This is a genomic window from Enterococcus raffinosus (genome assembly GCF_001886185.1).
In the GTDB taxonomy this organism is placed as follows: domain Bacteria; phylum Bacillota; class Bacilli; order Lactobacillales; family Enterococcaceae; genus Enterococcus_A; species Enterococcus_A raffinosus.
On record NZ_JXLA01000063.1, the window covers coordinates 1 to 11,590 of the forward strand.

Annotated in this window: 10 protein-coding genes and 3 pseudogenes; 9 read left to right on the top strand and 4 right to left on the bottom strand. The window is 33.1% G+C overall.

Features of this window, described 5'->3' with window-relative positions; genetic code table 11:
* Positions 1-169: 169 nt before the first annotated feature.
* The gene (locus RV13_RS19485) at positions 170-895 is read right to left on the bottom strand and encodes a GntR family transcriptional regulator (RefSeq protein WP_049221515.1); all 726 of its coding nucleotides are present in this window, start codon (positions 893-895) and stop codon (positions 170-172) included.
* 163 nt (positions 896-1,058) lie between these two features.
* Between RV13_RS19485 and RV13_RS19490 the strand changes: the two genes are divergently transcribed.
* The 8 genes from RV13_RS19490 to RV13_RS21585 all read left to right on the top strand — a co-directional run bounded on the left by RV13_RS19490 (position 1,059) and on the right by RV13_RS21585 (position 8,539).
* Positions 1,059-1,985 (top strand): DUF7916 family protein, encoded by a 927-nt coding sequence (locus RV13_RS19490; protein ID WP_049221514.1) that lies wholly within the window; start codon positions 1,059-1,061, stop codon positions 1,983-1,985.
* A gap of 17 nt (positions 1,986-2,002) precedes the next feature.
* Positions 2,003-3,322 carry a PTS sugar transporter subunit IIC gene (locus RV13_RS19495; protein WP_065422885.1) on the top strand — a complete coding sequence of 440 codons (1,320 nt, stop codon included), beginning with the start codon at positions 2,003-2,005 and terminating at the stop codon, positions 3,320-3,322.
* 83 nt (positions 3,323-3,405) lie between these two features.
* On the top strand, positions 3,406-3,729 hold the full coding sequence (locus tag RV13_RS19500; protein ID WP_028020949.1) for a PTS sugar transporter subunit IIB: 324 nt from the start codon (positions 3,406-3,408) through the stop codon (positions 3,727-3,729).
* Between the two features lie 10 nt (positions 3,730-3,739).
* Positions 3,740-4,063 carry a PTS sugar transporter subunit IIA gene (locus tag RV13_RS19505; RefSeq protein WP_028020948.1) on the top strand — a complete coding sequence of 108 codons (324 nt, stop codon included), beginning with the start codon at positions 3,740-3,742 and terminating at the stop codon, positions 4,061-4,063.
* 1,272 nt (positions 4,064-5,335) lie between these two features.
* The gene (locus RV13_RS19510; protein WP_028020886.1) at positions 5,336-6,136 is read left to right on the top strand and encodes a helix-turn-helix domain-containing protein; all 801 of its coding nucleotides are present in this window, start codon (positions 5,336-5,338) and stop codon (positions 6,134-6,136) included.
* A 7-nt stretch (positions 6,137-6,143) separates the two neighbouring features.
* The gene (locus tag RV13_RS19515; protein WP_127478965.1) at positions 6,144-6,485 is read left to right on the top strand and encodes a hypothetical protein; all 342 of its coding nucleotides are present in this window, start codon (positions 6,144-6,146) and stop codon (positions 6,483-6,485) included.
* Between the two features lie 304 nt (positions 6,486-6,789).
* Positions 6,790-7,932, top strand: coding sequence for a site-specific integrase (locus RV13_RS19520; protein WP_060789638.1), 1,143 nt, complete (start codon positions 6,790-6,792; stop codon positions 7,930-7,932).
* A gap of 478 nt (positions 7,933-8,410) precedes the next feature.
* Entirely contained in the window at positions 8,411-8,539 is a 129-nt protein-coding gene (locus tag RV13_RS21585; RefSeq protein ID WP_255212373.1) for a hypothetical protein, read from the top strand.
* An 84-nt stretch (positions 8,540-8,623) separates the two neighbouring features.
* Here the strand turns inward: RV13_RS21585 and RV13_RS19525 are convergent.
* From RV13_RS19525 to RV13_RS21450, 3 pseudogenes are all read right to left on the bottom strand, one after another.
* A pseudogene (locus RV13_RS19525) lies at positions 8,624-9,449 on the bottom strand (reverse transcriptase domain-containing protein); the annotation flags it as partial.
* Positions 9,450-10,016: 567 nt separating this feature from the next.
* Positions 10,017-10,343 (bottom strand): annotated as a pseudogene (locus RV13_RS19530) (relaxase/mobilization nuclease domain-containing protein); the annotation flags it as partial.
* Positions 10,303-10,698: pseudogene (locus tag RV13_RS21450) on the bottom strand (plasmid mobilization protein). The pseudogenes RV13_RS19530 and RV13_RS21450, both read right to left, overlap by 41 nt.
* Positions 10,699-10,962: 264 nt before the next feature.
* Between RV13_RS21450 and RV13_RS19545 the strand changes: the two are divergent.
* The gene (locus RV13_RS19545; RefSeq protein ID WP_002298088.1) at positions 10,963-11,505 is read left to right on the top strand and encodes a hypothetical protein; all 543 of its coding nucleotides are present in this window, start codon (positions 10,963-10,965) and stop codon (positions 11,503-11,505) included.
* Positions 11,506-11,590: the final 85 nt, after the last annotated feature.

An 11,590-nucleotide genomic window follows, 5' to 3' on the forward strand; every position in this document is an offset into this window, starting at 1 on the left:
TCCATTTACACATAATTCTTGACGCTACCTAATTAGCAATAAATGGCATATTTTATTCCTATATAGGCTTTCTTTTCTCTCATACTATCCTATCTAAGAATTAATTATGTAATCTCAGATAAAATAATGTGTCAAATTGGTATACTCCGCAAAAAAAATGATTACAAAATCAATCAATGGATAAAATGTTTTGATAATGAAATCTTGAAGTTAGTATTTTCCTTTCAAGAATTGCAATTAATTCATTGTTAGTATTAAAAGCAGACTTCGTTGCCAGTAAAAGACATTCATCATCAGAATCAAGAAATTCTTTTTCCTTCTCGGAAATTTTTTTCACTTGATAACTTTCTTCTATAGTTTTTAGAAAGATACTTCGTTTTTTAAACAAGGTATCTAGATCTTCTGAAACAATTTCTTTTTCTGATAGGAGTGCGAAAGATTGATTCTTGAGAATAATTGTCTCAATTGCAACGGGTTCACCAGATAGCTTGTGAATCATTTTAACTCGAATGACCTTCTGATCATTTGGAATACCCATTTGTTGTTTAACAGTTAAAGGGGCATCCTCTTTAGAAAATGAGATTAGTTTTCTAGTCAGCTCTTCGGGATTAATACCTTCATAATGTTTATTAAAATCCATATCAAGAAAAGAGTTTAGAGAGCTTTTTTTCATGGCGGATACAAAAGACCCTTTTCCCTGAATTCGATAAATATATCCACGTTTTTCTAGTTCGCTCATGGCTAGGCGAACCGTGGTACGACTAACAGAATAAAGTTCGCAGATTTCCTTTTCGGTAGGGAGCTTTTCATTAGGCCCCATGTCAGTATCAATTTGATCTAAAAGATTATTCACTAATTGGAAATAGAGTGGAACTTTATTTTTTGAGTCTAACATAGTTTTCACCTCATATTTGTTATAACGTAATTATGAAGTTATATCTATCTTTTGTCAAATTATCACCAATAATCAAAAATATAGTACTTGACACTTAATTGGAAACGGTTTAAGATACATTAAGATGTTGTGTTGTTATAACAAATAATTAGGAGGTTCTCTTATGAACAAACGATTACTAGATTTTTCTGCTTCGGATTTTTTGAAAGTATCCCCACTTGAATTGAAACAAGCAATTTTAGCATCAGAAGGACGAACGATTATGGCTGAAAATGTCCCTAGTCGATTACCTTATATGGGTGATGCCGTAACAAATGCTGAATTGGAAAGAGCGGCAGGTGCGGATTTAATTCTATTTAATGCGCTGGATCTTTTTGAACCAGAAATACATGGAGTTCCCGATGACTTATCAGAAAATCCAATAACTTGGATAAAAAGAGCCACTGGCCGAGCGATTGGAGTGAATCTTGAACCGGTAGACATCGACGCACCAATGAATGAATCCAGAGCCGAGATATCAATAGGCCGGATTGTATCGCCTAAAACGCTTTTAAAAGCTAATGAATTGGGCTTTAGTTTTATTTGTTTGACGGGAAATCCTGGTACAGGAGTTTCAAATAATGCTATTTTAAATGCAATAAAATTAGCAAAGAAACATTTTGAAGGATTGATTATTGCCGGTAAAATGCATGGTGCCGGAGTCGATGAACCTGTCATGAACTTAGAAATCGCTAAAAAATTTATTGAAATAGGTGTAGATATTTTGTTAGTCCCTGCTCCTTATACAGTTCCTTACTTTATGGAACAAGATTTACGAGAAATTGTTGATTATGTAAAAGATTTTAACAAGGGTAAAACAATAGAAGATAAGGTATTGATCTTGACAGCTAATGGAACAAGCCAAGACTCTTCTGACCAAGATACAATTAAAAAGATAGGATTGACATCAAAAGCTTGTGGCGCCGATATTCAGCACATCGGAGATTCTTTTAATGGCATGTGTCTTCCGGAAAATATTTTTGCTTTAGGACAAGCAATTCGAGGATATCGTCATCAAATTATTATGTTAGGGCGCTCAAATTATCGTTAATAGAAGGAGAGATTAAAATGATTGACAAAGTTCAAGGGATAGCAGCAAAGATTAGCAATCAAAGACATTTGTTAGCTTTAAGGGATAGCATGGCTGGAGTCATGCCATTAATCATCATTGGTTCGTTCTTCATGTTGATTGCAAACTTTCCACTGGAAAGTTTTACGAATTGGTTAGCAGATATCGGTTTACAAACTTTTTTTAACAAAGCTTCTGATTCAACTTTTGGTATTATTGGCTTAGCCGTAACTTATGCTTTAGCGCACAACTTGGCAAAAACCTATGGCGTAGATTCATTATCTGCAGGCTTGTTATCACTAGGAGGCTATGTTCTATTAACACCACTATTAGAAAGTGAAGGTGGAATGGGTTTTCCAACTAAATATCTTGGTACTTCTGGTCTTTTTGTAGGTATTATTGTTGCGATTATCTCAACAGAAATCTTTAGGTGGTTTGTAGAAAAAGATATAACAATTAAAATGCCATCAACAGTACCGCCAAATGTTAGTCGGGCATTTGTCGCGATTGTTCCAGGTTTTTTCGTTATTCTTTTATGGTTCATTATTGTTGTAGTATGTCACTATGCTGGAATTGAAAACGTGCATGCTCTTATAGCCAATACGATTGCTAAGCCTTTGTCTGTATTAACTAAGACATTACCGGGTATCATTTTCGTGATTCTAATTCAATGTTTCTTTTGGATGTTTGGTATTCATGGCGCACAAGTTACTGGTCCGATTATTGAGCCATTATTGTTGCAAAATTCAGATGCAAATCGTATAGCTTATCAAGCTGGAAAAGAATTACCCAACATTATCACTTACGAATTTCTATATAATTTTGTTTTCTCTGGGGGAGCAGGATGCCTATTTGCTTTAGCTATCTTAGTTTTCCTATTCTCAAAAAGTAAAGAAAATAAAACTTTAGGCAAATTGACAATTGCTCCTGTAAGTTTCCAAGTTGCTGAACCATTATTATTTGGGTTTCCGACTATTCTAAACATAAAAATGTTAATTCCGTTTGTAGCGGCTCCAGTTGTTACTACACTAGTTACTTATTTTGCAATGAGTACAGGATTAGTCGCAAAACCTGTCGGTGCTACAATTCCATGGACAACTCCGCCAGTGATTGCCGGTTTTTTAGCATCAGGTGGACGTATTAGTGGTGCTGTAATTCAAATTATTACAATTGCAATTAATATGTTAATCTATTACCCATTCTTTCGTGCCGATGACAAAGTGAAATTGAAGATTGAGCAAGAAGCTAATCAGGAAGAAACAGCTCAACAAACAATAAAGAAGAGTAGTGATATGGAGGATATCATTTCAAAAAATTAATAAGCTTTGATAGTAATACTTGATGAATTAGATTTTTTAATAATTTAGATCTATAACTTCGTTAAAAGAAAGAGGAGAGAAAAATGGTAAAAAAAACTATTATGTTGGTCTGTTCAGCAGGCATGAGTACTAGTCTACTTGTGTCTAAGATGCAAGAGGCTGCAAAAAAACGAGAATTGGAGGCAGATATCTTTGCAGTATCAGCTTCCGAAGCTGATAGTAATTTATCTGAAAAAAGTGTTGATGTTCTTTTATTAGGGCCACAAGTACGATACATGAAATCTCAATTTGAGAAAAAATTAGCAGATAGAGGTATTCCAGTTGATGTTATTGATATGTCCGATTATGGTAGGATGAACGGTGAAAAAGTTTTAACTACAGCCGAAGAATTAATTGCGAATAAGTAGGTGGTAAAAAATGGATGACTATTCTTTACAGACTATTATGGAATTAATCATGTATGGTGGTGAGGCGAAAAGTAGTGCTATGGAAGCAATTGAAGCCGCTAAAGCTGGTTCCTTTAAATTAGCGGATGAAAAAATTAAGGCTGCTGACGAAGCTTTAATTAAAGCGCATCATTCACAAACCGGATTGCTCACAGAAGAAGCACAAGGAAACCATATTAAAGTATCTTTATTGATGGTTCATAGTCAAGATCATTTAATGACGGGGATTGCATTTACTGACTTGGCAAAAGAGATTATTAATATTTATGAACATTTACAGGAAATAGTTGACTAATGGCAGGAAATAGCTTGCATGAAGTGGTCTGACTAATTCAGGTAATTCACTTAACGGTATTACCTGAATTAATTTCTTAGATTGTTAATAAAGTTATCGTGTATATTTAATAAAACAAAAAAATCAAAAATTTTTGGAAGAGTATGGAAAAATAATTATCTATATCTAGGTGCATAGGCAAATTTGTCTATGCACCTATTTTGGTAAGTTTTCTTAATTTCTTCAAAAAAATATCAATCAAGTTGTAGCACAGGAGTTTGAGAATTGGATCAATCGAAAAAACTATAACTTTTGATGTAAAACGTTAGTTCGAATTTTTTCTCTTTTGTGTTTTTCATTATATGAAAGTTTCGTAAAAGGCGTACCTACGGAATTCTCATAAATTGAAAAAACTATCGCTCATTGAAAATTGAATAAAATATCTATCGGCACATTAGTATTCGTTTAACTATCTAATTCACGTCATGGCCATAACCAGTAGAAAGCTAGCTATAGGGATTTGATAAAACAACGAATTCTTGATAATGATGTTTCCGTAATCAAATTGGCCCGCCATCACTGGGGGGAGGCGAGATTCCTATGTGCTTGGTCAAAGCAACGGATAGATTAGAACTACAACTTTCAATTTCTGAATTTTGATTTATTTTGTAGAGTAAATACGCATTTCACATAACCATTATCCAACCCAAACTACTTTGATGAGTTACTAGAGCGTTAGTACTAAAAATTATGGATAGGATTGATGAAGGTGAAATATATAACTAAAAATCATATATTAGAAATGAAGTTCTGTTCAGTTCTAGAAGAAAAAATTGAAGGGTATACCGATAGTGAAATTAGCAGTGTCAGTCATAATAGAATCAAATTGAATCTTTTCCTCCATGGAAAACTTTATCATTAACAAGAAAACGCTAATGGAATTTGCGACTGTAGCTTTCGAATGAAACACACTGTTCACGGTGAGCACAATCAATTTTCTCAAAAAGAGATTGAAAAAATTATGGAAACAGTTATTAAGGAAATAGAAATACATTTTCGTGATTAAACTTTGTTTATAAAAATGAAATTAAATAAAAGATGGTTGATAGGCGGTGCATTTTTTGTTCATCGCTTTTTTGTATTTCATAAATTGTAATGCAGCTTAAAAAAAATTAAATAAATGGTTATTGGAACAATCAAACAGGTTTTTGATTCTGTCAATGTTGGTAATGCATCTGTTTGTTCATTTTCAAAGATGATAAAACTGAATAAAGGAGCAAGGAGGAGAGATGGATGATACTAATTCAATCGGTAAATTTTTATACTCTAAAAGATTCAAATAATTGTACTCCTATTCTCTCTGGCTTCTCTATTGTCATTTTACAACGACGCTTATTAAACAGAAGAAATACTTCCCTTACCTTCCTATTGCAGAAAAACGGTACGAGAGAATTTGCAGAATTTGATAAAGAAAGTAGTGTACTAGAAATTTATTTAAATTCGACCTTTCATTTCTGGGACCAAAGGGAACAATCAATACCATTGAGAGTGACGAAAGAGCTACAACAGATTACGCAATTACTTTTTAGTTATTATCTTCACGGAAAGTTCACTTACTCAGTAGACAAGGTGATTTACTCTCTCGTTGATCAAATCATAAAGTTAAATTCAGCTAGTTTGATTGCCAATCATTATTTCGTGTTATTGCTAAAATTTATGGAAGAAAACATTACTAGCCCGTTAAGAATTTCTGACTTTTGCAAAGTGATACATTTAAGTGAATCTAGTCTGAATCGTTTGTGCCATAAGCACGCTGGAACAACGGCTATGCGACTTTTTAGGAAAATGCAATGTTGGGAAGCGGAAAGACTATTGGCGGATACATCTCTGACTATTCAAGAAATCAGTGAGAGAATGGGATTCAAAAGTAGTAAGAGTTTTTCAACAATGTATCGAAGAAACGAAGGTATTTCACTATTAGATAAAAGAAGGGAGTTGCAAAGTGATAAACGTGGAAAAAGAAAACGACGAATATACATACCAACAAATTCAATCCGTTTTAAACGAGTTTCAAAGATTAACGAAAATTTATAATGCTCTGTTGAAACGGACGTTAGAAAATGGTTTTGATGAAAATTCAAGAGTTTCTAGAGAGGTGAAACCCATTTATGGTATAGACATACAAAATCAACAGTACTATTTCTCAAAACAAAGCAAATTCAGAGGTCATGATTATCAATCACTCGCATTAACTATTGCTGCACTATTAAAAGGAAGTGGTTGTCCCATGTCTACAAAGCAACTATATGAAGCATTGGTTGAGAGAGGTTTTACCTTGACTCGGTCAAACTTCTCAAACAATATTATGCAAAAAATTATCAAGGGTTCAAGGATAAATGTGGAAAGAGCCTATCGTGGATATTGGCAATATCGTTTAAAGTAGCGTCATTCATTTTTTGAAGCATCTTAATTAGGGTGTTTCCAGAAGTAAGTGAATTTACTTCGATAATAAAGAAACATTGACCTTTGAAAATTAAATAGTATTTGTCAGGTACGAAAACTTTCAAAAGTGAGCCAAGATATAATTAGCGCCATGACAAGTGAAAGAGCGAGAAAACTAATTGATATCAAATATAAGCTAAAATGATGCAATGACTTTTGAAAGTATAATGATACTTCTGTGAAGCTCGGCATAAAAAGTGTTGCCATTCCAAAGTTTTGAACATTTCTTGGGAGGATTAATACTGATGAAGAGAGTTTCAAATATATATAAAGACAAAAAGAGAGGGACTTGGTATTTTAGTGTTACTTTAGGATATGATCGTTTTGGGAAAAGAATTCAACCGACAAGAAGAGGATTTAAAACACAACGTGAAGCGAAGGAAGCTCTGGAAGAATTGAAAAAGACATTTTCAGATTCTCAAGGAATTTATCTGCAAGGAATAACGTTTCATGATTTTTATCGAGAGTATTTTTTTCCTTGGTATAAGTTGGGAACTGTAGAAAAAACATATATGAAAACAGATCATATTTTACAACGTGCATTGGATTTTTTTGGAGAAATGCACGTTGTAAAGATTCGACCAATTCATATACAAGAATTTCAACAGTTTTTATCGAAAATCCATGTTGTAAAAAAAGGCATTGAGCAACCATTATCACCAAATTATATTAAACAGATATTCAATAAGTTGAGAGTAGTTTTTAAAAGGGTAATTGTACTTGAAATTATTGAAGAAAATCCTGTAGATACTATAGGTAAAATAAAAACTCAGCGTCCTCAAGTAGAATTTTGGACAGTTGATGAATTTAAGAAAGTATATAATAGTGTTTATCACGGGGATTTTTATGAAGAATTTTATAAACGTTTGATGCGTTTTATTTTTGTTACAGGTGTAAGGAGTGAGGAGCTTTTAGCGTTACAATGGAAAGACTTTGACTTAATAAATGGTAGATGTAGCGTAAATAAGTCAATTTACATCCGTACAAGACAAGATTACGAATTTGCTGAAACAAAAAATACATCAAGTATTCGAATAATTTCGTTAGACAGACAAACCGTTGAAGATTTAAAAACATGGAAAAAAACTCAACAATCAATTGGGAAAAATATAGAATTGGTTTTTTCTTTTGATGGATTACCGCCATCTCCAAGAACTATTTTAAGTAGGATAAAAAAACTAGCTGAAATTGCAGGAGTAAAACCAATTCATATGCATGGATTAAGACACTCGCACGTTGCCTTTTTAATTGAACATAATAAAAATATCTATGCAATATCTAAGCGTCTAGGTCATGCCTCTATTAAAACTACTTTGGACAAATATGGACACTTATATCCAGAAACAAATCAAGCACTCGCAAATGAAATTACGAGGTTTGATATTTAACTTTCCACCTTTTTTGCTGTCACGCTGCTGTCACAGCCTATTTTTATTTTTTTATGTTGATATACCTGGGGTTATAAGCTAGCTGTCGGTATCGAAAATGGATGAGGATGAACCTAAGAAGAAATAGCTTTTTTGAACTACGATTAAAGTTATGAGGCGTTGGATCAGTGATCCTTCGCCTTTTTATATGTTCATATAGTTGGAACGGGCAAGTAGATGAGTCTAATTCTTGATTGAAAAAGAAGAAGCTCCAACTTGAAAATTTAGCTATATTTAATTAATTACATAAAAATAAGAAAAGCATCACAGGATATACCAAGTAAAAATGTCTTAGCGGATTAATCGAATAATTATCTATTTCTTCAAAAGCTTGAATTTACTAACTACTGGCAATAAAAATTTCATAGCTTACTGAAAAAAATGACCATCATTTTAATAATTGCAATGATACGATTGGAGCACTATTAAAAAGAAGGTGATGGTCATTAATAAAGTCGTATATCTATTCAAAATTTCTTTCGGATTAGCAATTATCTCTTTAGCCTTGAATTTCTTTTTATTACCGCATAATATCGCTTCCGCAGGGGTTGGAGCGATTGGTCATTAGATGGTCTGTCAGTAGCATTTATACAGTTTGGTTCATTAATCTGTTCATGCTCGTATTGACCTATATTATGTTGGACAGACAATTTTTTTCTAAGCCTTCCAATTTCTTGAGGCGGTGAGAGATTCTTTTTATTTTATTATGAAGTTCTCGATATTCAGGAGTTATTCTTTCTGGACTTTCTTGGTCAAATTTCTTTTTGAGTTGTAAAACAAATTTATCCAATTCATGAAGATAAATGTTTGCCAAAAGAGGAGATAAAATTCCACCTTGAGGTGTTCCACTATACGTTTTATGATATTGCCAATTTTCTAGATAACCTGCCTTTAGGAATTTATAAATCAGCTTACTCATTTTCATATCTTTGATTTTGAGATTGATTAATCCTATTAGTGTGCCATGGTCTATATTATCGAAACATCCTTTTATATCTCCCTCCACAAACCATCTTGCACCACCAAACTCTCTTTTGATTGTTTTCAAAGCGGTATGGTAGCTTCGTTGAGGTCTAAAACCATGGGAGACATCTTCGAATACCGGTTCATAGATAGATTCAAGAATTAGTCTCACTGCTTCTTGAATCAATTTATCTGTGAATGTTGGAATCCCTAAAGGTCTCTGTTTTTTGGAATTCTTTTTTTCAATATACATTCTTCGTACAGGTTGAGGATGATAGGTTTCTTCTTTTAGATAGAGATTGAATAATTTTTTTGATTTTTTCTTCACTAAAACCATCTGCTGTATCATCTAGCACTCCTTTTGTGGCAGCTCCTTTATTGGCGTATAAATTTTGATAAGCCACGTAATAAATATCTGGACGTAAAAGATAACGATAAAGTCTTGTAAAAACTTCGTCTTTATTTTTTTGTGAATTTTTACTGATTCTTTCTAAAATTGCCATTGTTGGTTTCATTTTGAGGTTTTCCTCCCTAATCAATTTTAAATTTTAGTACACAATAACTGTGCCCCTTCGCCATGTAAAGGTCGTTATCCTTCTCAGACTACTACGAGCACTCCGTACCCTTGTAAGATATTCAAGCTCTACTAGCTATAGCCTTTTGCCTCCTTTCTTTTGGCGTTCTTGTTTAGGGTATCCCCAGTTAATATTAAGTATAGGTTAGTTCAGATTGTCGGCATCGCTTTCGTTTCCATAGGTTCCCCTACAGATTGTACAGAATGAATGATAACAGATAAATTCACAACCATAATTTATCTGATTCTGTACTGAAGGTTTCAGACACTTTCCTTCATCGACACATAACCGAAATTAGAAACTTGCGTTCAATAAACCCAATTTATACCTCGTATCTGATTGACATTGCAGTTCAGTCGTACCAAGTTGTCTTTAGGTAACTTACCGCTTTCCAACCGTGCTATGTTCCTGTATCAGCTTTCGCCTTTCAGTTAGGTTGCTGTCTTCTGTGTTATCGTACAGAGTAGTACCTTAATCTACTTTACTTAATACCCTATCTGGGCGCACGTTGTGGATATGCCCTTTATCTATGTGGGTAGATAAGACAAATTCGTATTCGTCCTTTAATATCTTTTTACAAAGTTCAAGACCGATTTGATGTGCCGTTTCAGGACTTGCTTCTCCGGGTAAAAAGGATTGAATAAGATGTCTTGCAAGAACGGTTCCGTTTGTTCCGGCATCATTTCGTGTTCTTGAAAATTGGATATGAGCAGTTTCCTGATGGCATTTATGAGTGCTTACTAAGATTTGCTCATCTGTTTTTTCTCCATTAATAATATATGAAATGGCAAGATTAAAGGTTGATTTTATAGGATGTATTTTTGTAATAGCCATAAAATTTAATCACTCCGGAAGTTCTGTTAAGAAGCAGAGAATGTATTTGCCACAACTCTTTTGAGAAATATTCAATCTGCTTTTTCATATCATTTATATCGTCCTTATAGATTATGCCGGTGGAATTCACACGCTTTGCAATCTGATTTATGTTGCTGGTAGCATTGGAAAGGAAACCCTGTAAATCTCTAAACGGCTCTAAATCCACTTAATATATTTCTTTTTCTAAAACACACTTGCGGATGAAATGGCTCATATTTTTACATTTCGCAAGTTTTCTTTTCTCCTCAAAAAGAGCCTTTTCTTCTTCTGTTAATTTAATTTCAAGCCTTTCATTTCGTATTCTATTTGCTATAGGTAATCCTCCTTTGAATGTATTTCTGGGTCTTAGGGTACACCCTAACAAGTTAAAAATTGATAAAAAAAGAAGCAGATCCCAAAGGGCTGCTTCATCAATTTTTTCGTAAGTGTCCGTACACTTACTGTGCTTGCTCATATACTAATCGATCATATACTAATCGTGTAAGAACAACTTTAAGCATAATACTTATATTGTTATACCATAGTTTGGAAAAATAAAAAATTATATTTCATCAACGTTTCATAAAAGGTGTGTAGAATGTTATTGAAAGTAGCTATAAAATGCTATTGTGTAAAAAATAAAGGAGGAATAATTTATGAAAAAATAGTACCAAGAGGAGCATGCCTATTACTTGCATTATGTTTGAGCTTAAGCGCAGTTGGGTGTCAAAAAAGTAATGAAAACAATAAAATAAAAGAAGGACAATCCATAAGTTCTGAAGAGGAAGGCATGTCAATTAATGCAAATGGCAAAAATGAAACTTTTAAGCCATCAGATTATACATTGGAGGCAAAGAAAGAATATGTTTATGAATATTTAGGGCTTAAATTTAAACTCTCAGACAAATTTAGAAATTATATAGCTGATAAAAAGATAGCGATGTTAGATGATCAAAGTCCTATAGATAAAGAACTAAAGTATGCTATTTTGACATTTGAAAAAATGACAGAAGAACAAAAGAATGCAGTTATAGAAAAGATGGGCGATGGATATAAAAATTGGCAAAATGAGCTTGAAAGAATTGGGACTATTGGTATATTTGAAAAAAATACATCAGAAGAAAAAAATCTAAAATTATAGAATGTGATACTCATACTAAAATAGGAGTTTCAAGTGATGGAAAATACGATTGCTATTTAGTGCCTACTGAATAATTGACAAATTT

Coding starts and splice junctions, on each gene's coding strand:
- RV13_RS19520 (WP_060789638.1), top strand. CDS start 6,790: ATGAAGAGAGTTTCAAATATATATAAAGACAAAAAGAGAGGGACTTGG.
- RV13_RS21585 (WP_255212373.1), top strand. CDS start 8,411: ATGGTCATTAATAAAGTCGTATATCTATTCAAAATTTCTTTCGGATTA.
- RV13_RS19510 (WP_028020886.1), top strand. CDS start 5,336: ATGATACTAATTCAATCGGTAAATTTTTATACTCTAAAAGATTCAAAT.
- RV13_RS19545 (WP_002298088.1), top strand. CDS start 10,963: ATGTTATTGAAAGTAGCTATAAAATGCTATTGTGTAAAAAATAAAGGA.
- RV13_RS19490 (WP_049221514.1), top strand. CDS start 1,059: ATGAACAAACGATTACTAGATTTTTCTGCTTCGGATTTTTTGAAAGTA.
- RV13_RS19495 (WP_065422885.1), top strand. CDS start 2,003: ATGATTGACAAAGTTCAAGGGATAGCAGCAAAGATTAGCAATCAAAGA.
- RV13_RS19485 (WP_049221515.1), bottom strand. CDS start 895: ATGTTAGACTCAAAAAATAAAGTTCCACTCTATTTCCAATTAGTGAAT.
- RV13_RS19500 (WP_028020949.1), top strand. CDS start 3,406: ATGGTAAAAAAAACTATTATGTTGGTCTGTTCAGCAGGCATGAGTACT.
- RV13_RS19505 (WP_028020948.1), top strand. CDS start 3,740: ATGGATGACTATTCTTTACAGACTATTATGGAATTAATCATGTATGGT.